This window comes from Devosia sp. SD17-2 (assembly GCF_029201565.1).
Lineage (GTDB): Bacteria > Pseudomonadota > Alphaproteobacteria > Rhizobiales > Devosiaceae > Devosia.
Map to the genome: position 1 here is coordinate 1,651,483 of NZ_CP104002.1, position 19,645 is coordinate 1,671,127.

Sequence of the window (19,645 nt, forward strand, 5' to 3'; positions counted from 1 at the left end):
GCTCTTAAGCGCTAAAAGGCGTTAGGGGCTTCGGCGAATCCGCCAAAGGGCAGACGCTTTCCGGGGAAGAGAACGATGATGAGAGCAATGGGAGCCAGCGCACTGGTTCTGGCGCTGGCAGCGCCGGCTTTGGCCAATGATACCATGGCGCAACTTGGAGCGGGCGGCCTCCATTTTATCACCAACGACAAGATCGAGATGGCGTCGGAGGACCTTTATGTGTCCCCCACCGAGGTCCGTGTGGCCTACGAGTTCAACAATATCTCCGGCGTGCCCCAGACCATTCTCGTCGCCTTCCCGATGCCGGACATCGCGGGCACCGGCAATTTCATGACCGATGTGCCGGTCCAGCACACCGATGAGGACGGCAAGCCGCTGATTGCCGATCCGGACAATCTCTTCGGCTTCGAAACCACCTTCAATGGCGTGCCTGTCGATGCCGAACTGCACCAATATGCCTTCGCCAGCAATATCGACTACTCCGCCACCCTGCGTGAGCTTGGCATCCCGCTCGAGCCGTTTGGCGAAGCGACCACGGCAGCGCTGACGGCGCTCGATGATGATCAGGCGAGCCGCCTGATCTCGCGGGGCCTGGCCTATCGCTCTGATTTCGATGCCGGCAATGGCTGGGAATCCGAGCTGATCCCGCTGTGGACGCTGCGCTCCACCTACAGCTGGGAAGCCACGTTCGAGCCGGGCATATCCGAGGTGCTCCATACCTATCGACCCAGCGTCGGCGGCACGGTCGCGATCACGTTCATGCCGGTCAAGGGCGATGAGTTCTCCGAGGAGCGCTTCGCCGAATACGCCAAGAAATATTGCGTGGAGGACAATCTCGTTGCCACCCTGCGCAAAAAGGAAATCCAGCAGGATGGCTATACGTCCTATCCCTATGTCGAAAACTGGATTTCCTACATCTGGTCGACCGGCAATAACTGGTCCGGCCCGATCGGCAAGTTCACGCTGACCGTCGACAAGGGCGAGGTGGACAATCTCGTTTCCTTCTGCGGCGAGGGCGTCAAGAAGATTGGCCCGACCACTTTCCAGATGACGGCCGAGGACTGGTTCCCGCCCTGGGATCAGGAACTCGAAATCCTGCTGCTCAAGCCGGTCGACTGGTTCGACGAATAATCGGTCGCGCCTCGGCGAGACCTCTCATTCCATTTTGCAAACGGAGGCCCCCGCATCTGCGGGGGCTGGCATTTTGACCCAAGACAAGCTCTCCATCCGCCCCGCCGTCGCCAGCGATGCCGACACGATCGTCCATTTCATCCGCGAGCTGGCCGATTATGAAAAGCTGCTCCACGAGGTGAAGATCACCGCGGCCGATATCGCGCGCGATCTCTTCGGTGCCGAACCCAAGGTGTTTTGCGAGATCGCCGAGTGGGATGGCCAGCCGGTGGGGTTTGCGCTCTGGTTCTACACCTATTCCACCTTCCAGGGCCGACACGGCATCTGGCTGGAGGACCTCTATGTCCAGCCCGACCAGCGGGGCAGGGGTATCGGTAAATCCCTCCTCCGGCATCTAGCCCAGCGCTGCGTCGCCGAGGGGCTAGGGCGGTTCGAATGGTGGGTGCTGGACTGGAACGAGCCGTCCATTGCCTTTTACAAGAGCCAGGGCGGGGTCATGCAGGATGAGTGGACACGGGTCCGCGTCGAAGGCGATGATCTCGTCAAGCTCGGCACGCCCTCATAAGCCGACTGCCAGAATCGCCTGAACCCGAAAGCACCTCATGAGCCCCAGAATTTCCCTCATTGCCGCTGTCGCCCGCAACAATGTGATCGGGGCTGATCAGGACATCCCATGGCGCATTCCATCCGACTTCGCCTGGTTCAAGCGCCAGACCATGGGCAAGCCGATGATCATGGGTCGCAAGCAGTTCGAGACCTTTCCAAAACCCTTGCCCGGTCGCCCGCATATCGTGGTCACCCGCAGCACCGATTATGCCGCCGAGGGCGTCCACGTGGTCCACACCATCGATGATGCCGTGAAACTGGCCGAAAGACTGGCTGCAGAGGCGCAGGTGGATGAGATCATGGTCATCGGTGGCGGCAATCTCTACGCCCAGGCGATCGCGCAGGCCGACCGGCTTTACATCTCCCATGTCGATCTCGCGCCGGAGGGCGATGTGGTGTTTCCAGTGATCGATCCTTCAGTGTGGCGCCTTGTGGAAACCCCCGATGTCACGCCATCGGATAAGGATTCTGCTGCGTACAGGATCTGTATCTATGAGCGGCAGGATGCCAGGCCGCATTGATCGCACGGGCCGCTTGCCTATATATGGCTGAAACGACTTCTCGACAGAGCCGAAAGGAAAAAGATGCCTTGGGAGAATAATGGAGGCGGAGGTGGCCGCAATACTGGCGGTCCCTGGGGCCAGGCACCTGGTGGAGGTGGCGGCGGCCCGCGCCGTCCGGGCGGAAATACGCCCAATCTCGAGGACATTCTCAATCGCGGTCGCGACCAGTTCAAGGGCGGCGTTCCCGGTGGTCGGTGGGCGATCGTCGGCGGCGTACTCGCCATTCTCGCCTTCTGGGGCGTGAACTCGGTCTACACCATCAATCCGCAGGAAGTTGGCGTCGAGCTGCAGTTTGGTAAGCCAAAGCCCGAACTGTCCGGTCCGGGCCTGCATTTCATGCTCTGGCCGATCGAAAGCGTTGAACGCGCGACCACGACAGTCAACCAGACCCAGATCGGCAACTCGCCGACCGCCGGCCCACGCGGCCAGACCGGCAGCGACGGCCTGATGCTCTCGGGCGACCAGAACATCGTCAACGTCCAGTTCTCGGTCTTCTGGGCCATCAACGACCCCGTCGCTTACCTCTTCAACGTCCGCGACCAGGAATCAATGGTTCGCTACGCTGCAGAAAGCGCGATGCGCGAAGCCGTTGGCCGTCGTCCCGCACAGGACGTCTACTCGGACGACCGCTCGGGCATCCAGGCAGAAGTGATGCGCATTACGCTCGCCACGCTTGAAAGCTATGGCCTCGGCGTCTCGGTCAACCAGATTCTGATCGAAAATGCCGGCCCGCCGACGGAAGTGGTGGACGCCTTCAACGAAGTTCAGCGCGCCCGTCAGGACGAGACGCGTCTGCAGGAAGAAGCCCGCTCCTACGCCAATACCCTGCTGGGTAATGCGCGTGGTAGTGCTGCGGCCCTGCGCGAAGAAGCTGCCGCCTACACCAACCGCGTGGTGCAGGAAGCAACCGGTGAAGCTGGCCGTTTCAACGCCATCTACGCCGAATATGTCAACGCACCCGAAGTGACGCGCAAGCGCCTGTTCCTTGAAACAATGGAAGAGGTTCTGGGCGGGTCCGAGAAGGTTCTTATCGAGAATAGCGAGCAGGGTTCGGGGGTCATCCCCTATCTGCCGCTGCCCGAACTGCGCCCCGGCGCTAGAACCTCGACGGGGAACTGAGCATGACCAATCGTCTCTATATCATCGGCGCGGCCATTCTCGTCGCCATCTACATCTTCTTCTCCTCGCTCTACGTCGTCGACGAGCGCGAGCAGGCCATTGTCACGCGCTTCGGCCAGATCACCGACGTGCGCACTGAGCCGGGCATCTACTTCAAGATCCCGACCGACTTCGTCGACACGGTCCAGATCATCGAAGACCGTCTGCTGCGCTATGACATCGCCAATATGCGCGTTCAGGTCTCGGGCAACGCCTTCTATCAGGTCGACGCCTTCCTGACCTACCGCATCTCCAATGCGCGCCTGTTCCGCGAACGCGCCACCGGCCAGCTGTCGGTTGCTGAAGCCCGTATCGGCGCCAGCCTGGATGCTGCTCTCCGCCAGGTCTATGGTCTGCGTGAATTCAACGCGGCCCTGTCGGACCAGCGCGCCCAGATGATGCAGGAAACCCGTGACCTCATCCGTCCGGACCTTGCAGAACTCGGTATCGATGTCGTCGACGTGCGTATTCTGCGCACCGATCTCGACGCAGACGTCTCGGCCACGACCTTCGAGCGTATGCGCGCCGAACGTCTCGCCGAAGCCGCACTGCTCCGTGCTCGTGGTCAGGAACAGGCACAGAGTCTGCGCGCTATCGCCGATCGTCAGTCGGTTGAAATCGTCGCCGCGGCAACCCGCGATGCCGAGCTCATCCGCGGTCAGGGCGACGCCGAGCGGAACCGCATCTTCGCTCAGGCCTATGGCCAGGACGCAGAGTTCTTCGAGTTCTACCGCTCGATGCAGTCCTACCGCGCGGCGCTGGCCAACACCGGCACCACCATGGTCCTCTCGCCCGATAGCGAATTCTTCCGCTACTTCGGTTCGGGCGGCTCCATCCCGGCCGCCAATCCGAACCTGGCCCCGCCGGCTGCTCCGGTCGTCGTGCCGGAACTGCCGACCAGCGATGGCCCGGCTCTCGACGGCCTCGGTATCGAGGAAAGCGTTGCGCCCAGCCTGACGCTCGAAGACGGCTCCGAGCTGGTTCCGACCATCGGCACCGAAGCTCCGCCTCCGGTCGAGGCACCGGTCACTGAAGCTCCGGCGCCTGCCGAAGCACCGGCCACCGAAACGCCCGCTCCCGCCGCTCAGTAAGCGCGCCACGAGCGACACACAAAAAGGGCCGACCCGGATCTCCGGGTCGGCCCTTTTTCATTGTTGTCACTATCGCTGTTTTGCCGCTCTCGATGCTAACAGTCTGCTAACCAAGTCTGACCGATCAGGCACTGATCTGTCACCGATGCGTGCCGCCTTACCGCACGAAATCGTCGTCCGGATAGCCCTGCAGATAGAGCAGCGCGGTCAGGTCGCCATGGTCGATCCGCACGCCAGCTTCCGCCGCAACGGCGGGCTTGGCATGCAGCGCCACGCCGAAACCGGCGACGCGGATCATGTCGAGATCATTGGCGCCATCGCCGACGGCAATGGTCAGGCTGGGATCAACGCCGCGTTCTGCCGCCAGCGCCAAGAGCCTCTCGCGCTTGGTGTTTTTGTCGACGATGGGCTTTGTCACCGTGCCGGTCAGCACATCACCATCGAACTCCAGCACATTGGCGATGGCCTCGTCGAAGCCGATGCGCTTGCCAAAATAGTCCGCAAAGAAGGTAAAGCCGCCCGAGACCAGCGAGGTGTAGGCGCCATAGGCCTTCATGGTCTGCACCAGCGCCCGGCCGCCCGGCGCCAGCGTAATCGCCTCGCGCCGCACTTCCTCGATCACCGAACGCTCAAGCCCCTTGAGGAGGGCCACCCGGGTATCCAGAGCCTCGCCGAAGTCGAGCTCGCCGCGCATCGCCCGGTCGGTGATCTCAGCCACCTGGTCCTTCAAGCCCAACGCCGCGGCCAGCTCGTCGATGCACTCCTGCTCGATCATGGTGGAGTCCATGTCGGCCACGAGGATCAGCTTCTTGCGCCCTTCGCTGGGGATCAGATTGGCGTCGACACTCTTGGTGCCGATAATATCGCGGGCGATTTGAAGGGCTTGCGGGGCGGTGGGTTCGTGAATGTCGCAGGCAACGCCGTGGTTCAACCAGTTGAGTTCTCCGCCGGTTTGCTGCACCACTGCGGCAGCAAGCGCGGCATCCAGTTCGGGGTCGGCAGGATTGGCAATAAGGCTCAGGACCGGCATGACGACAGGTACTTTCGGGGGATCATGGTGAACACGCAAAGGCGTGCCGTCCTGATAGCGGGTCCGACTGCCAGCGGCAAGTCGGCCCTGGCGCTCGCGCGCGCTCAGGAGGGGCAGGGGCTCATCGTCAATGCCGACGCCATGCAGATCTACGACACGCTGCGCGTCGTCACCGCCCGCCCCAGCGTCGAAGACGAGCTCCTCGCCGAGCACCGGCTCTATGGTTCGGTCCCGGCCGGTCATCGCTTCTCGACCGGCCAGTGGCTGACGGCCGTCGCCGAAATCCTGTCCGCCACCGATCCCGCCCGCGAGGTCATTTTCGTCGGCGGTACGGGGCTTTACTTCGATGCCCTCACAAAGGGATTCGCAGATGTCCCCGCCATTCCCGAGGCGGTTACACTGGCGGTTCAGGATGAGGTTTCGGCATTGGACCACGAGGGACGCATGGCATTGCTGCAGAGAGAGGACCCGGAGACGGCCGCACGTCTCGGCGTCGCCGATCCGCAGCGCGTCATCCGTGCGCTCGCTGTCAAACGTGCCACCGGCAAGACGCTGTCCGATTTTCAGGGCGCGGAGCAGCCGGCGTTGCTTGCTGATTGGGCCGTCGAGCGCGTTGTGCTGGCGCTGGAGCGTCAAATCCTCCGGGACCGGATTACTCGGCGCTTTGCCGCGATGTTTGAAAATGGCGCTGTCGAAGAGGTCGAGGCGCTTCTCGCCCAGAAGCTTGATCCGTCGCTGCCGGCAATGAAAGCCATCGGCGTTCCGGAGATTTCCGGCTGGCTCGCCGGCACGCTGTCGCGTGAGGACGCCATTCGCCTCGCTACCACGGCCACCCACCAATACGCCAAGCGGCAGGGCACATGGCTCCGCAACCGCATGGGCGACTGGCCGCGGCTGGGCCTCGAAGGACAGCCTCTCCCAGGCTAGTGCGTTGATAAGTCAGAAGAAACTTCTGACTTATCCACCTTTCCCGCTTATCCCGCGAGCGGCTTGCGCATGCGCTCGAGCAGCCCGATCCGATCGCGCATGACAAAGCGGATGACCAGGACCACGGCGGCAAAGGTCAGCCCTGCCGCCAGCCCGATCCAGATGCCGGTGCCGCCCCAATCGGCCACAAAACCAAGCACATAGGCGATCGGCAGGCCGACGCCCCAATAGCCGACAATGGCGAGGATCATCGGGATCTTCGTGTCGCTCATGCCGCGCAGGGCATGGGCCGCAACCACCTGCGCGCCATCGGCCAGCTGGAACACGCCGGCCACGAGAAGGAAGGTCGTCGCCAGACCCAGTGCCTTGGCATTGGCCTCAACATTCGGGTCGAGGAAAATGCGGACGATATCGGGTGCAAATGCCAAAAAGGCGATGCAGGACAGGACCATGAAGCCGGTCCCCATCACCAGCGAGACATAGCCGGCCTTGCGAATGCCCTCGGCATCCCCCCGGCCATAGGCCCGGCCAACGCGCACGGTGGCGGCAATGCCCAGCCCCAGCGGCACCATGAAGGCGATGGAGGCGCACTGGAGCGCCACGGCGTGGGCCGCGACTTCGTCGGTGCCAATCCGCCCCATCAACAAGGCGGCTGCGGTAAAGAGGCCAACTTCGGCGACCACAGTCAGGCCGATCGGCGTGCCGATGCGGAAGATCTCGCGGAAGCGGGCCCAGTCGGGCTTCCAGAACCGCACAAGCACATGGAAACGCTTCAGTTTCTTGTGGCGCACGACGTAGATCATCATCGCCAGGAACATGACGATATTGCTCGTCAGCGTGGCAATGCCCGCGCCGCGCAGCTCGAGCCGCGGAAAGCCGAAATGCCCGAAGATCAGCGTATAGGCGATGAGGGCGTTGACCAGCACACCCAGCACGGTGATCACGAGGATCGCTCTTGTCGCATCAAAGGCGGAGAGCATGGAGCGGAAAGCAATGATCCCCAGAGCCGGGAACAGCGACCAGGCGGCGATCTGGATGAACTGGTCGGCCAGCTCCGTCGCCACCGGATCCTGCCCAAGCGCCAGGTAAAGTGGCTTTATCTGCAAGACCATAGGCACAAGGATGGCGCCGAGCAGGATGGCGGCCCAGCAGCCCTGCCGCACGATCCGGCGCACCGCCTTGATGTCGCGGGCGCCGCGCGCCTGGGCCACCAGGGGCACTACAGCCCCGACAATGCCCACACCGCCGACAAGGAAGGGCGTGAGGAAACTGGTCGCCAGTGTAGCGGCCGCAAGATAGGTCGAGCCGAGCCAGCCGAGCAGAATCACATCGGTCGTATGCAGCGCGTTCTGCGCCAGCTGGGCAATCACCAGTGGCCAGGCCAGCGCAAAAGTCTCTTTGAATTCAGTGGCCCAACCGTTGGAAACTGGCATTTCTTTGCCGGTGTCGGTCGTTGTCGGCGCGACATCTTCAATCATTGTCGTTTCCCATGCTCGCCGTCATGCTCTAGTCCAAACTTTCCCGGCAGGGAAGGACAGCGAGAATGACGCAGTGAGGACCGCGATGATCGAACGCCTGATAATTTGCCTCGGCGGGGTGTTTGGAGCCGTTGGCGTGGCAACGGCCGCCATGGCCTCGCATGGCGAAAATCCCCGAAATCTCGCGGCCATTTCCGCGATATGCCTCGCCCATGGCCCGGCGCTCCTGGCCCTCGGTCTGGCGCGGCGGGGCAGGGGGCTGGACGCCGCAGCGTTAATCCTCGCCGTTGGTACACTGGTCTTTGTCGGCGATCTGGCGCTGCGCGAATATTTCGGTCAGGCGCTTTTCCCCGGCGCGGCCCCTCTCGGCGGCGGGACGATGATGATCGGCTGGGGAGCAATCGTGTTCTGGGGGCTCTTCGCCAAATTCGTCCGCATTTGACTCGAATAAATCTTAACGCAGGCCGGAACCAATCCCGTTCTGGAGCATTTTTCCGGCAATATCTCAGTGGAGGGTTACATGCACAAGATTCTGATCATCGCCGCAACGGCGCTTTCGATGGCAGCTTGCACGTCAACGCAGCAGGGTGCCACCGTAGGCGCCGTGGGCGGTGCGATCGTTGGCGCCGGCGCAACCGGCGGTAATATTGTCGGCACCGCAGTCGGCGCCGGCATTGGTGGCGTTGTTGGCGCTGCCGCTGGTGACGTCCTTGGCCGCGTCGATGGCAGCAACGACCGTTGCGTCTATCGTCGTTCCAACGGCACCCAGTACATCGATACCTGCCCGCGCGGCTAACCCCACGAGCCGCATCGCCCCCTATGCGGCTCTGCGCCATACCCTTGGCGCCAACACCCGGCAAGGTTCGTCCTGCCGGGTGTTTTTGTGTCCGTCGTGCCTCACGCTGGTGACAGCCCAGCAATATTGGTCGTCGGCGGTGGACTCATCCCGCCGTGCCATGCGAGAGAGCGTCCAGACCTGCTATGGAGATGGCGTTGCTGCGCGATATTCTCAAGAATTGGAGCCCCATTGCCGAGACGCGCCAGGCGTTGCGCCAGGCCGGGGCTTTGCCCTATGCGATCGTCGACGGCCGGGTGGCGTTCCTGCTCATCACATCGCGCCGCAGCGGCAAGTGGATTTTTCCCAAGGGTGCCATTGAGCCCGAGACCACGCCCTGGGACAGCGCTGCCATGGAAGCGCTCGAGGAAGCCGGCGTGTCTGGCGAGATCGCGACGACGCCCATCGGCAGCTACCGCACGGGCATCGGTTCGGATGGCGCAAGCCTCGTCGATGTGGATCTTTATCCGCTCAAGGTGACCCAGCAGCACGACACCTGGCGCGAAGATGGCCAGCGTCTGCGGCACTGGGCAACGGTTTCCGAAGCCCAGCGCCTTCTTGCCGATCGCTCGCTGGCGCGGTTGGCTGTGCGCCTGAACGCACAGCTTCTCGGCACTAGCCGATAATCAGGGTCAGGCCCAGGAACAGCAGGCCGGAGAGAATAGCCGAGGCCGGAACCGTCACCACCCAGGCTGCAGCAATGCTGTAGACGTGGTGACGCCGGACCAGCAGGCGGCTCTCAGCTTTACGGGCATTTGCAAGCGCATCTTCCGGTGTCGCATTAAGCTGGCTGGAGTCGACGAACTTGGCGTTCACCGGCACGGCCGTGCCTTCCATGTCGCGCCGCGAATAATATTCACGCAGGAAGCCGACACCGAACACAGCGCCCACGGCGATGTGCGTGGACGACACCGGCATGCCGAGGGCCGAAGCGACCAGCACCGTAATTGCTGCTGACAGGGCGGCGCAGAATGCCCGGATTTCATTGAGCTTGGTGATCTGCTCGCCGACCGTGCGGATGAGACGCGGCCCGAAGAGAGCGAGTCCTAGGGAGATACCCACCGCACCGATCGCCAGAACCCAGAAGGGCAGGCTGATGCCAGCGGCCTGGCCGTGGCCGGTCTCAATGGCGCTGACAATGGCAGCGAAGGGGCCGATGGCGTTGGCAACGTCATTGGCACCATGGGCAAAGGACAGCAGCGCAGCCGAGATAATCAGGGGCAGGCGGAAGAGGGTGGCGATGTGCTTCTTCCGGTTCTCCATATGCAGCGACTGCTTGCGCACCCACGGCATGGCGACGATCCACCCAAGTGCGGCGAAGGCGAGGCCGAGCAGACCAGTGGTCAGCAAGTCCGGCTTCCACACACGGCTCAGGCCCTTGGTGGCCAGATACATGGCGAAGACGCCGGTCATGATGGCCACGAAGATCGGCACCCAGACGAGCGCAGCCGAAATCTTGTCGATACGGTTGGTGATGGTGGCCATGATGATCGCCAGCAGGGCCGCAGCGGCGATTGCGCCGAGAACGGGCGAGATCACCCAGCTGGCGGCGATGGCGCCGATCATCGGCCAGTTGACGATGCCGAAACCGGCCGAGGCAATGCCGGCACCGACCACGCCACCGACCACGGCGTGGGTGGTCGAGACGGGTGCACCGATAAAGGTGGCAAGGTTCACCCACAGCGCCGAGGCGAGCAGGGCCGCCATCATCACCATGATAAAGGTCGAGGCTTCGATCTCGGGCGTTGTCAGCAGGTCGCGGGCGACGGTGTTGACGACGTCGCCACCGGCGAGCAGCGCACCGGCCGCTTCGAAGATGCCTGCGATGACAAGCGCGCCACCCATGCTGATGGCGCGTGAGCCCACGGCAGGGCCCATGTTGTTGGCGACGTCATTGGCGCCGACATTGAGCGCCATGTAGCCGGCGATGATAGCGCCGATAACGACGATGTAGCTTGTCGGACCTTGTCCGACCGAAAAACTTGCCCACACCGCGGCAAGAAGCAGGAACACCAAGGCGATGCCTGGTGCGGCCAAGGACCGGCTCAGATTATGGGTGGCTGTTTCGAGACCGGTTACCCTCTGCAGGTCCTTGTCCAGCGCGCTTTTACTCATGTCACCAAACCGTCATGAAATCTGCTGATGCCCATAGCACTGTCTCGCGCCGAGGCCACCTGTTTTGCGGGCGCTTCTGCACTCCCTCAACGCTTTTCCGGCGCGATAGAGGCGCGATGGGCACGCATGTTGGCAATTTCGGCTCATTCAGCGGGTGTCGAGGGCTGTTCCGGCCATCCGCGCCCTTGACGAATGCTTCGGCTTGATCCTATCAATACGCGTCTTTGAATTTGGAGAGGTCCCGTGCGGGCACTCATTCTCGTAGTAGGTAGGCGCATCGGCAACGTGGGGTAAAACCCCGCGCGATAGCTGGTGCGCCGAAAACAGGTCCCGAACGGGGCCTTTTTTATTGCCTTTTTTCCGCCGAGGCGGTCAGAAAGGCACCAACGAATGACAGGCCCGCCGCCATGGGCAACAGGACTTTAGGGAAGGGCTCGTAATGGCCGAGAAAATGACCGGCGCAGAGATGGTGATCCAGGCGCTGACGGATCAGGGTGTTGAACATATCTTCGGGTATCCCGGTGGCGCGGCTCTGCCGATCTATGACGCCATGTTCCAGCAGGATTTTGTGAAGCACATTCTGGTCCGCCACGAGCAGGGCGCGACCCATATGGCCGAAGGCTATGCGCGCTCCACCGGCAAGCCGGGTGTGGTGCTGGTGACCTCGGGCCCGGGCGCGACAAATGCCGTCACTGGTCTCACCGACGCGCTGATGGACTCCATCCCGCTCGTCTGCATCACCGCCCAGGTGCCCACCACGCTGATCGGCTCGGACGCGTTCCAGGAATGCGACACGGTCGGCATCACGCGCAGCTGCACCAAGTACAATTATCTGGTCAAGCGCGTCGAAGACCTGCCACGCATCATGCACGAGGCGTTCCACATTGCCACGACCGGCCGTCCCGGCCCGGTGGTCATCGATATCCCCAAGGACGTGCAGTTCGCGCTTGGCGACTACTACACGCCAGACCTTGATACCCTGCGCCACCAGAGCTACCGCCCGCAGATGGATGGCGACGCTGCTGCCATCGAGGCTGCCGTCGACCTGATGCTCAAGGCAGAACGCCCGGTCTTCTATACCGGCGGCGGCGTGATCAACGCCGGCCCGGCAGCGGCCGAGCATCTGCGTGAGCTGGCAGCCCTCACCGGCTTCCCGGTGACATCCACCCTCATGGGCCTCGGCGCTTTCCCCGCCTCCAATCCGCAGTGGCTGGGCATGCTGGGCATGCACGGCACATATGAAGCCAATTGGGCGATGCATGATTGCGACGTCATGATCAATATCGGTGCGCGCTTCGACGACCGCATCACCGGTCGCATCGACGCCTTCTCGCCCCATAGCCGCAAGATCCACGTCGATATCGACCCGTCCTCGATCAACAAGGTCGTGCGCGTCGACGTGCCGATCATTGGCGACAGCGAGCGCGTTCTGGCCGAGATGGTCCGCATCTGGCGCAGCAAGACCAATCAGCCCCGCACCGAGGCCATCGCGCCGTGGTGGGAGCAGATTGCCAAGTGGCGTGCGGTCAATTCGCTCGGCTACAAGAACTCCGACACCACCATCAAGCCGCAATATGCGATCGAGCGCCTCTATGAGGCGACCAAGAAGCAGGGCAAGGAGGTGTATATCACCACCGAAGTCGGCCAGCACCAGATGTGGGCCGCCCAGCACTTCCACTTCGATCAGCCTAACCGCTGGATGACCTCGGGTGGCCTGGGCACCATGGGCTATGGCCTGCCGGCCGCGGTCGGCGTGCAGGTTGCCCATCCCGACGCGCTGGTGATCGACATCGCCGGTGAAGCTTCGGTGCAGATGACCATGCAGGAGCTGTCGACGGCGGTGCAGTATCGCCTGCCGATCAAGATCTTCATCCTCAACAATGAGCGCATGGGCATGGTCCGCCAGTGGCAGGACCTGCTGCACGGCTCGCGCTATGCGCATTCCTATTCGGAATCGCTGCCCGATTTCGTCAAGCTGGCCGAGGCCTATGGTGCCAAGGGCATCAAGTGCGACAGCCCGACCGAGCTCGACGCCGCCATTGCCGAAATGCTCGACTATGATGGCCCGGTGGTCTTCGACGTGCTCGTCGAAAAGGACGAGAACTGCCTGCCCATGATCCCCTCGGGCAAGCCGCACAATGAAATCATCCTGCCCGACACAGCCAATATCGGGGACATCATCGACGAGAAGGGACGGCAGCTGGTTTAAGCCGGTTGCGGAGGTAAGCAGACATGAACGCACATATGCAGCCCACCGGTTCGGCCTATTTCCTGACCAAGGAAACCCAGGAAACCGAACGCCACACCCTTTCCGTGCTCGTCGACAATGAGCCGGGCATCCTCGCCCGCGTCGTGGGCCTTTTCTCGGCCCGCGGCTACAATATCGAAAGCCTGACGGTCAGCGAGACCGAACACGGCCGTCGACTTAGCCGCATCACGGTTGTCGTTATCGCCACGCCAAAAACCCTCGTGCAGATCAAGCTGCAGCTCGAGCGCCTTGTGCCCGTGCACCGCGTGCACGATCTCACGGCCGAAGGCAATTTTGTCGAGCGTGAACTGGCCCTGATCAAGGTGAAGGGTTCGGGCGAGCATCGCGCCGAAACCCTGCGTCTCGCTGACGCCTTCCGCGCCCATATCGTCGATGCGACCGTCGAGAGCTTCGTCTTTGAAGTGACCGGCAAGCCAGACAAGATCGACAGCTTTATCGCCCTGATGTCGCCGCTCGGTCTCGTCGAAGTGGTGCGGACCGGCCTTGCCGCCATCGGCCGCGGCCCGGCGAGCATGTAGTCACCGGCGCGTTTGCGTTGAAACCAAAAGGATAGATTGGGCGAACCGCCCAGTCTGGTGTATGGCAGGGCCGACCAAATCGGGGCCCCGCCATGACTCTTCTCTCCGTCAATCTCAATGCCGTCGCCCAGCTGCGCAATCGGCGCGATCTGCCGTGGCCCAGTGTGACCGGGATTGCCCGCGTGGTCCTCGATGCCGGGGCGAGCGGCATCACCATCCACCCCCGTCCAGACGAACGACACATCCGGCGCACTGATGTGTATGAGCTCTCGGCCCTGCTGCGCGCCGACTATCCGTCCGCCGAATTCAATATTGAAGGCTATCCCAGCGAGGATTTTCTGGCGCTGGTTGATGCGGTGAACCCCGAGCAGGTGACCCTCGTCCCCGATGATCCGGCACAGGCGACATCCGATCACGGCTGGCCGTTTGCGGAGCAGGGCAATTTCCTGCGTGACGTGGTCCAGCGTCTGGCGCGTCCGGGCCGCCGTATTTCGCTGTTCTGCGATCCTGATGCGGGCGCGGCTGGCGTTGCGGCAGCCAAGGCCACGGGTGCGGATCGGATCGAGCTGTTCACCGGCCCCTATGGCGCCTGCTTCGATGATCCGGCCCGCGCTGAGCGCGAGCTGGCGGATCTCGCAGAGACATGCCGGGCGGCGCTTGATATCGGGCTCGGCGTCAATGCCGGCCATGACCTGACGCTCGAGAACCTGCCTGCGTTTCAGGAGAAGGTGCCGGGTGTGGCGGAAGTCTCGATCGGCCACGGCATTACGGCGGACGCCCTTCTTATCGGCTTTGCCGAGGCCACGCGCCGCTATCGGGAAGTGCTGGGCGGCTGACGCTTCCCTGTTTGGGAAAAGCCCCGCGCCCAGCACAACTTGCCGATCAATCGGTGAAGGTGAACTCCGAGAGCTCGCACACATTGTTGTCGCCGGAAGTCACTTCGTCACCGTCGTCAAACACAGCGCGGAAATCGTATTTGCAGTAGCCCGAGCCGTCGTCGATGTTGATCATGACGCTGTCGCCGGAGCCCAGAACGTCGCTGCCCAGAATATCCTCTTCCCAGGACTGGGTGCCGGTGCTGGAGGCGTAGAACTCGACGATGACGTAGGAGGTGTCATTCACGATGCGCACCTTGCGGTCGAGCGCAGCCGCGTGGATCGTGCCGATGCTGAGCACAGCAAGCGCCAGCGCGGTCGAGATGATTTTCATGTTAGTCCCTCAGTTTTTCATTAAGATACTGGGAGTAAACAGAAAAAAATGACACGGTCATTATCCCGCCTTGCCGATCCACAGATTGTTGCCTCTGGTTGAACACTGCGTCTCAGAACGCTGTCCGATCACGCCTCAGTAACGGTGAAAATCCCCCGAAACATCCGAAATCCTTTGATTTCCGATACTTACATTGGTGTGCCTATGTCACTCCGGTGTCCCTGAAGGACATAAAGGTTCCCTCTTGAGCAAATCGATTGCAGGCACATATATCGCCTCAGTTACGATTTGTTACCAAGGAGGGCACCCAGATGTCCAAGCTCAAAGTCGGCGTCATCATCTCTTCCACCCGTCCCACCCGCTTCGGCGAAGTCCCCGCCAAGTGGATCCTCGAGAAGGCCAATGCGCGCCCCGAGATCGAGGCAGAGATCGTTGACCTCCGTGATTTCGACCTGCCGTTCTTCGACGAAGCCGCGTCCAACGCCTGGATGCCTTCGCAGAACCCCAATGCTGTAAAGTGGCAGAACAAGGTCGGCGAATTCGACGCCTTCATTTTTGTCGTCGCTGAATACAACCGCGCCATCACCGGTGCGCTGAAGAACGCTCTCGACCAGGCTTATGTCGAGTGGACCAAGAAGGCGTTCGGCGCTGTCGGCTATGGTTCGGTCGGTGCTGCCCGCGCCATCGAAAACCTGCGCACCATCGGTGTCGAGCTGCAGATGGCTTCGACCCGTTCGGCCGTTCATATCGCCGGCGCAGACTTCGTCTCCGTGCACCCTGGCTTTGGTGGCACCAAGTCGCTGAACGACCTTGAAGGCTCGATCGGCAACTCGACCAAGGACATGCTGGACCAGCTGATCTGGTGGGGCAATGCGACCAAGGCTGCCCGCAACGCCGAAGCCGACGTCGCCCAGGCTGCTGAATAAGTTCGAAGGCCCAACAGTCTTCGTTTACCTGGCAGGGGTCGTTCCGGAAGGAGCGGCCCCTGACTGGTTTGAACCAATCGCTTCTCGGAGTATTGTGTGTGGTGGGGCGCGGGTGTATAGCGGCGCCCGCCTTAGCAACAGAGAGCCCCGCTTCTGATGACGCGTTCGAATACGTCCGGCCCGGAGGCCGGGGCGTTAGCGACCGACCAGGCCAGCCACGCAAAGTCCAATCTGCCCATCCTCACTCTGGGGGCTATCGGTGTCGTCTACGGCGATATCGGCACCAGTCCGATTTACGCCTTCCGCCAGGCCATGCATATCCGGCCCGGGGCAGCGTCGTCGCATCTCGAGATACTCGGGCTGCTCTCGCTCATTGTCTGGGCACTGACCCTCACCGTCGCGGTGAAATACGTCTTCTTCGTCACCCGCGCCGACAATAATGGCGAAGGCGGCACGCTGTCGTTGATGGCGCTGGCCCGAAAAACCTTTGCGAACCCGCCGATCTGGATCACCGTTCTCGGCGTTCTGGGGGCCGCGCTGTTCTTCGGCGATGCTATCATCACGCCCGCCATCTCGGTGCTGTCAGCGGTTGAGGGACTTGATCTCGTGGCCCCCGGCATGGGGCGCTGGGTCGTGCCGATCACCCTTGTGCTGATCGTCGGCATCTTTGCGGTCCAGCGCTTCGGCACCGCCAAGGTGTCCATCGTCTTCGGCCCCGTCACCGCCATCTGGTTCCTCACCCTGGGCATTTCCGGGCTCTTTCATATCATCGACTATCCAGGTGTGCTTTGGGCGCTCAATCCGCTTCTCGGGGTCCAGTTCCTTGTCGACCATTTCGCCATCGCCTTTGTGGTCATGGGCGCGATCTTCCTCGCCGTCACCGGGGCTGAGGCGCTCTACGTCGATCTCGGCCATTTTGGGCGCAAGCCGATCGTTCTAGCCTGGTTCGGCCTGGTCTTCCCCTGCCTGCTGCTCAATTATTTCGGGCAGGGCGCCTATGTGCTCGAGCGCGGCATCGAGAATGTCGGCAGTCCGTTCTTCGAGATGCAGCCGCAATGGGCGCTGCTGCCCTTTGTCATTCTGGCGACCTGCGCCACCATCATCGCCAGCCAGGCTGTCATCACCGGCACGTTCAGCCTCGCCCAACAGGCCATCGCGCTCAACATGCTGCCCCGCATGGTGGTCCAGCACACATCCGAAACCCAGAGCGGGCAAATCTACATGCCCCAGATCAACGCCATGCTGATGCTCGGCGTGCTGGTTCTGGTGGTTGTTTTCGGCAGCTCCGCGGCGCTCTCGAACGCTTATGGCATCGCCGTATCGGGCGTCATGGGGGTCACGCTGGCGCTTCTCGTCGTCGTCATGTGGCGCAACTGGAAGTGGCCACCCATTGCGGTGGTGCTGTTCGGCCTCGTCTTCCTCATCATCGACGGCACCTTCTTTGCCGCCAATGCCGCAAAACTCTTCCAGGGTGGCTGGGTGCCGGCAGCGGTTGCCGTCGTGGTGGCACTCGTCATGTGGAGCTGGATGGCCGGCCGCCGCCGCCTCTCGGACAAGACCCGTCGTGATGAAGTGCCGCTGCAGTTCCTCGTCGATAATCTCGCTCGCAAGAAGCCGACGACCGTGCCGGGCACGGCCATCTTCCTCACCAGCGATATCGAGGGCGCGCCAACGGCGCTGCTGCACAGTCTCAAGCATTACAAGGTGCTGCATGAGCAGAACGTCATCCTCACCGTGCGGACCTCGGTCTCGCCCCGCGTGCCGGACGACGAGAAGGTGACCATCGACGCCTACAACGAGCTGTTCTCACGCGTCATCGTCACCTTCGGCTACATGGAAACGCCTAATATCCCGAAGGCGCTGGTGCTGGCGCGAAAACTGGGGTGGAAGTTCGATATCATGTCGACCTCGTTCTTCCTCTCCCGACGTTCGCTGAAAATCGGCCAGAAAACCGGCCTCCTGCGGTTCTGGCAGGATCGCGTCTTCATCCGTCTGGCGCGCAATGCCAGCGACGCGACGGAATATTTCCATATCCCCACCGGACGCGTGGTGGAGATCGGCACGCAGGTGGTGATGTAGGCGGGCTTTTGCCTACTTCACCATGTCCGGGCAGACATATGGCACCTCGGCCGGCGCGAACCGTTGCTCAAGCACTTCCGCGCCGAGCTTGAGATTGAGCACAAGCTCGGTCTCGGAGAGAGCGGCAATGTCGGCCGCAATGGTCATGCCGTATTCCTCCCAGGAGATCTCGCTCTCGGAGACCTGCTGCCAGCGCGAGAGCCGGTAGGTCTCCCAGCAGCTGTCGGACACCAGCGTGCCGTCCTCGAGGAAGATATGCATGACCCCAGGAAGGCCGGAGTCGTCGTCCTGCCGCACCCACACCTTGTTGAGAAGCGGGGTGCGCGGTCTTCCCCTTCAACGCCTGGTTCTGCGCTGTCCTGAGCCATTGCAGGGCCTCCGGCAGCAAAGCCGCAGGCGGTGATCAGGGCCAGAATGGCGGCCTTGGTGTCCATGTCAGTCTCCTGCTCGTGTGGCGTCAAGCAAGCGCCGCCATCACGGCAAAAGTGGGATGGCGGCGTTCAGGGTTCTGTCAGGAAAGTCTAGCTGCGGATGCCCAGCACCTTGTCCCGGCCAACGACACGACGCGTCTGAATCGGCCAGAGTGAATAATCGTCTTCCAGCAAGCGGGCTGCGTGAGCCGCCCAATTGGGATCATCGAGCGCCCCACGGGCGAGGGCGATGAAGTCGGCCTCGCCATCGACCAGAATGCGTTCAGCCTCGTGGATGTCGCCGAGGAGCCCGACAGCCATGGTCGGGATGCCGGCGCCGTCGCGGACCGCCTTGGCGAAGGGGACCTGATAGCCCGCCGCCGAAACGATCTGCCCTTGTGCAAACCCGCCGCTGGAGCAGTCGATGGCGTCAACGCCACGCGCCTTGAGTTCGCGCGCGAGCACGACGCTGTCCTCGACAGTCCAGCCGCCCTCGGCATTGTCACTGACCGAAAGCCGGGCGAGCAGGGGCTTTTCGGCCGGCCAGACTGCGCGGACGGCCTCTGTGACTTCCAGCACCAGCCGCATCCGGTTTTCAAGGCTGCCGCCATATTCATCGGTACGGAAATTGGCCAATGGCGACAGGAACTGGTTGAGGAGGTAACCATGGGCAGCGTGGATTTCGACAGTGTCGAAACCGGCCTTATCGGCGCGGCGCGCAGCGTCCACAAAGCCTTCGATCACGCGACGGATGCCTGCCTTGTCGAGCGCCGTCGGCACCTGGTAGTCGCTGTCATTGGGGTCATGGGACACGGCGCTCGGTGCAACCGGCGTCCAGTGCTCATAGCCGGCAGCCTTGCGCTGCTCTTCGGTCGCAAGGTCTTCCGGCCCGCGCCAGGACACGGAAGTCGAGGCCTTGCGGCCTGCATGGGCCAGCTGGATACCGGCCGCAGCGCCCTGGCTGTGGAGGAAATCCACGATACGGGCGAGGGGGGCGATATGCTCGTCCTTCCAGATGCCGAGGTCGCCATAGCTGATGCGCCCTTCCGGGACGACGCCGCTGGCCTCCAGAACAACAAGCCCGAACCCGCCCATGGCGAAGCGTCCGAGATGGACCATGTGCCAGTCATTCACGAAGCCGTCGATGGCAGAATACTGGCACATCGGCGCCACGACGGTGCGGTTGCGCAGGGTCAGATCGCGCAGGGCGATGGGGGAGAAAAGCTTTGTCATGAGGTCTCGCTGGGCGGTTGGGATGAAATACATGCACATCGGACAGTTCATCGGCAAGTGCCGATGA

At 62.4% G+C, this 19,645-nt stretch carries 20 protein-coding genes; 14 read left to right on the forward strand and 6 right to left on the reverse strand.

Features of this window, described 5'->3' with window-relative positions; genetic code table 11:
* The first annotated feature begins 75 nt into the window (after positions 1 to 75).
* The 5 genes from NYQ88_RS08035 to NYQ88_RS08055 all read left to right on the forward strand — a co-directional run bounded on the left by NYQ88_RS08035 (position 76) and on the right by NYQ88_RS08055 (position 4,549).
* Positions 76 to 1,131, forward strand: a complete 1,056-nt coding sequence (locus NYQ88_RS08035; protein ID WP_275654418.1) for a DUF4424 family protein — start codon at positions 76 to 78, stop codon at positions 1,129 to 1,131.
* Positions 1,132 to 1,204: 73 nt separating this feature from the next.
* Positions 1,205 to 1,696 (forward strand): GNAT family N-acetyltransferase, encoded by a 492-nt coding sequence (locus tag NYQ88_RS08040; protein WP_275654419.1) that lies wholly within the window; start codon positions 1,205 to 1,207, stop codon positions 1,694 to 1,696.
* Positions 1,697 to 1,733: 37 nt separating this feature from the next.
* A complete protein-coding gene (locus NYQ88_RS08045; RefSeq protein WP_275654420.1) occupies positions 1,734 to 2,258 on the forward strand; it encodes a dihydrofolate reductase in 525 nt (174 codons plus the stop codon).
* A gap of 63 nt (positions 2,259 to 2,321) precedes the next feature.
* Positions 2,322 to 3,419 carry an FtsH protease activity modulator HflK gene (gene hflK, locus NYQ88_RS08050; protein ID WP_275654421.1) on the forward strand — a complete coding sequence of 366 codons (1,098 nt, stop codon included), beginning with the start codon at positions 2,322 to 2,324 and terminating at the stop codon, positions 3,417 to 3,419.
* 2 nt (positions 3,420 to 3,421) lie between these two features.
* Positions 3,422 to 4,549: a protease modulator HflC gene (locus tag NYQ88_RS08055; RefSeq protein ID WP_345774619.1), complete on the forward strand. Its 1,128-nt coding sequence runs from the start codon at positions 3,422 to 3,424 to the stop codon at positions 4,547 to 4,549.
* Between the two features lie 157 nt (positions 4,550 to 4,706).
* On the opposite strand, the gene serB is transcribed toward NYQ88_RS08055, so the two are convergent.
* On the reverse strand, positions 4,707 to 5,579 hold the full coding sequence (serB, locus tag NYQ88_RS08060) for a phosphoserine phosphatase SerB (protein ID WP_275654422.1): 873 nt from the start codon (positions 5,577 to 5,579) through the stop codon (positions 4,707 to 4,709).
* A gap of 24 nt (positions 5,580 to 5,603) precedes the next feature.
* On the opposite strand from serB, the gene miaA reads away from it, so the two are divergent.
* Positions 5,604 to 6,506 (forward strand): tRNA (adenosine(37)-N6)-dimethylallyltransferase MiaA, encoded by a 903-nt coding sequence (gene miaA, locus NYQ88_RS08065; RefSeq protein WP_275654423.1) that lies wholly within the window; start codon positions 5,604 to 5,606, stop codon positions 6,504 to 6,506.
* Between the two features lie 47 nt (positions 6,507 to 6,553).
* Here the strand turns inward: miaA and NYQ88_RS08070 are convergent, their stop codons facing one another.
* Entirely contained in the window at positions 6,554 to 7,984 is a 1,431-nt protein-coding gene (locus NYQ88_RS08070; protein WP_275654424.1) for an MATE family efflux transporter, read from the reverse strand.
* 85 nt (positions 7,985 to 8,069) lie between these two features.
* Here NYQ88_RS08070 and NYQ88_RS08075 point away from each other — a divergent pair, with 85 nt between their 5' ends.
* From NYQ88_RS08075 to NYQ88_RS08085, 3 genes are all read left to right on the forward strand, one after another.
* Positions 8,070 to 8,426 carry a DUF423 domain-containing protein gene (locus NYQ88_RS08075; protein ID WP_275654425.1) on the forward strand — a complete coding sequence of 119 codons (357 nt, stop codon included), beginning with the start codon at positions 8,070 to 8,072 and terminating at the stop codon, positions 8,424 to 8,426.
* Between the two features lie 78 nt (positions 8,427 to 8,504).
* Entirely contained in the window at positions 8,505 to 8,780 is a 276-nt protein-coding gene (locus tag NYQ88_RS08080) for a glycine zipper domain-containing protein (protein ID WP_275654426.1), read from the forward strand.
* 197 nt (positions 8,781 to 8,977) lie between these two features.
* Positions 8,978 to 9,445 carry an NUDIX hydrolase gene (locus tag NYQ88_RS08085; RefSeq protein WP_275654427.1) on the forward strand — a complete coding sequence of 156 codons (468 nt, stop codon included), beginning with the start codon at positions 8,978 to 8,980 and terminating at the stop codon, positions 9,443 to 9,445.
* Here NYQ88_RS08085 and NYQ88_RS08090 read toward each other — a convergent pair.
* A complete protein-coding gene (locus NYQ88_RS08090) occupies positions 9,435 to 10,934 on the reverse strand; it encodes an inorganic phosphate transporter (RefSeq protein ID WP_275654428.1) in 1,500 nt (499 codons plus the stop codon). The genes NYQ88_RS08085 and NYQ88_RS08090 overlap by 11 nt on opposite strands.
* 439 nt (positions 10,935 to 11,373) lie before the next feature.
* Here NYQ88_RS08090 and NYQ88_RS08095 point away from each other — a divergent pair, with 439 nt between their 5' ends.
* The 3 genes from NYQ88_RS08095 to NYQ88_RS08105 all read left to right on the forward strand — a co-directional run bounded on the left by NYQ88_RS08095 (position 11,374) and on the right by NYQ88_RS08105 (position 14,557).
* Complete coding sequence (locus NYQ88_RS08095; RefSeq protein ID WP_275654429.1) at positions 11,374 to 13,143, forward strand: acetolactate synthase 3 large subunit; 1,770 nt, start codon at positions 11,374 to 11,376, stop codon at positions 13,141 to 13,143.
* 23 nt (positions 13,144 to 13,166) lie between these two features.
* Positions 13,167 to 13,721, forward strand: coding sequence for an acetolactate synthase small subunit (gene ilvN / locus NYQ88_RS08100; RefSeq protein ID WP_275654430.1), 555 nt, complete (start codon positions 13,167 to 13,169; stop codon positions 13,719 to 13,721).
* Positions 13,722 to 13,813: 92 nt separating this feature from the next.
* Positions 13,814 to 14,557, forward strand: coding sequence for a pyridoxine 5'-phosphate synthase (locus NYQ88_RS08105; protein WP_275654431.1), 744 nt, complete (start codon positions 13,814 to 13,816; stop codon positions 14,555 to 14,557).
* Positions 14,558 to 14,603: 46 nt separating this feature from the next.
* Here NYQ88_RS08105 and NYQ88_RS08110 read toward each other — a convergent pair whose 3' ends face one another.
* A complete protein-coding gene (locus tag NYQ88_RS08110) occupies positions 14,604 to 14,930 on the reverse strand; it encodes a hypothetical protein (RefSeq protein ID WP_275654432.1) in 327 nt (108 codons plus the stop codon).
* A gap of 311 nt (positions 14,931 to 15,241) precedes the next feature.
* On the opposite strand from NYQ88_RS08110, the gene NYQ88_RS08115 reads away from it, so the two are divergent.
* Both NYQ88_RS08115 and NYQ88_RS08120 read left to right on the forward strand, forming a co-directional pair.
* Complete coding sequence (locus NYQ88_RS08115; protein ID WP_275654433.1) at positions 15,242 to 15,856, forward strand: NADPH-dependent FMN reductase; 615 nt, start codon at positions 15,242 to 15,244, stop codon at positions 15,854 to 15,856.
* Positions 15,857 to 16,012: 156 nt separating this feature from the next.
* Positions 16,013 to 17,935, forward strand: a complete 1,923-nt coding sequence (locus tag NYQ88_RS08120; protein WP_275654434.1) for a potassium transporter Kup — start codon at positions 16,013 to 16,015, stop codon at positions 17,933 to 17,935.
* A gap of 12 nt (positions 17,936 to 17,947) precedes the next feature.
* On the opposite strand, the gene NYQ88_RS08125 is transcribed toward NYQ88_RS08120, so the two are convergent.
* Complete coding sequence (locus NYQ88_RS08125; protein WP_275654435.1) at positions 17,948 to 18,196, reverse strand: hypothetical protein; 249 nt, start codon at positions 18,194 to 18,196, stop codon at positions 17,948 to 17,950.
* 260 nt (positions 18,197 to 18,456) lie between these two features.
* A complete protein-coding gene (locus NYQ88_RS08130; protein WP_275654436.1) occupies positions 18,457 to 19,578 on the reverse strand; it encodes an NADH:flavin oxidoreductase/NADH oxidase in 1,122 nt (373 codons plus the stop codon).
* Positions 19,579 to 19,645 lie beyond the last annotated feature (67 nt).

Excerpts from the sequence above, each read along its gene's own strand:
- NYQ88_RS08090 (WP_275654428.1), bottom strand. The coding sequence starts at position 10,934 with ATGAGTAAAAGCGCGCTGGACAAGGACCTGCAGAGGGTAACCGGTCTC.
- NYQ88_RS08105 (WP_275654431.1), top strand. The coding sequence starts at position 13,814 with ATGACTCTTCTCTCCGTCAATCTCAATGCCGTCGCCCAGCTGCGCAAT.
- NYQ88_RS08075 (WP_275654425.1), top strand. The coding sequence starts at position 8,070 with ATGATCGAACGCCTGATAATTTGCCTCGGCGGGGTGTTTGGAGCCGTT.
- NYQ88_RS08045 (WP_275654420.1), top strand. The coding sequence starts at position 1,734 with ATGAGCCCCAGAATTTCCCTCATTGCCGCTGTCGCCCGCAACAATGTG.
- ilvN (WP_275654430.1), top strand. The coding sequence starts at position 13,167 with ATGAACGCACATATGCAGCCCACCGGTTCGGCCTATTTCCTGACCAAG.
- NYQ88_RS08110 (WP_275654432.1), bottom strand. The coding sequence starts at position 14,930 with ATGAAAATCATCTCGACCGCGCTGGCGCTTGCTGTGCTCAGCATCGGC.
- serB (WP_275654422.1), bottom strand. The coding sequence starts at position 5,579 with ATGCCGGTCCTGAGCCTTATTGCCAATCCTGCCGACCCCGAACTGGAT.
- NYQ88_RS08070 (WP_275654424.1), bottom strand. The coding sequence starts at position 7,984 with ATGATTGAAGATGTCGCGCCGACAACGACCGACACCGGCAAAGAAATG.
- NYQ88_RS08115 (WP_275654433.1), top strand. The coding sequence starts at position 15,242 with ATGTCCAAGCTCAAAGTCGGCGTCATCATCTCTTCCACCCGTCCCACC.
- NYQ88_RS08055 (WP_345774619.1), top strand. The coding sequence starts at position 3,422 with ATGACCAATCGTCTCTATATCATCGGCGCGGCCATTCTCGTCGCCATC.
- NYQ88_RS08130 (WP_275654436.1), bottom strand. The coding sequence starts at position 19,578 with ATGACAAAGCTTTTCTCCCCCATCGCCCTGCGCGATCTGACCCTGCGC.
- NYQ88_RS08120 (WP_275654434.1), top strand. The coding sequence starts at position 16,013 with ATGACGCGTTCGAATACGTCCGGCCCGGAGGCCGGGGCGTTAGCGACC.
- hflK (WP_275654421.1), top strand. The coding sequence starts at position 2,322 with ATGCCTTGGGAGAATAATGGAGGCGGAGGTGGCCGCAATACTGGCGGT.
- NYQ88_RS08080 (WP_275654426.1), top strand. The coding sequence starts at position 8,505 with ATGCACAAGATTCTGATCATCGCCGCAACGGCGCTTTCGATGGCAGCT.
- NYQ88_RS08095 (WP_275654429.1), top strand. The coding sequence starts at position 11,374 with ATGGCCGAGAAAATGACCGGCGCAGAGATGGTGATCCAGGCGCTGACG.
- miaA (WP_275654423.1), top strand. The coding sequence starts at position 5,604 with ATGGTGAACACGCAAAGGCGTGCCGTCCTGATAGCGGGTCCGACTGCC.
- NYQ88_RS08035 (WP_275654418.1), top strand. The coding sequence starts at position 76 with ATGATGAGAGCAATGGGAGCCAGCGCACTGGTTCTGGCGCTGGCAGCG.
- NYQ88_RS08125 (WP_275654435.1), bottom strand. The coding sequence starts at position 18,196 with ATGCATATCTTCCTCGAGGACGGCACGCTGGTGTCCGACAGCTGCTGG.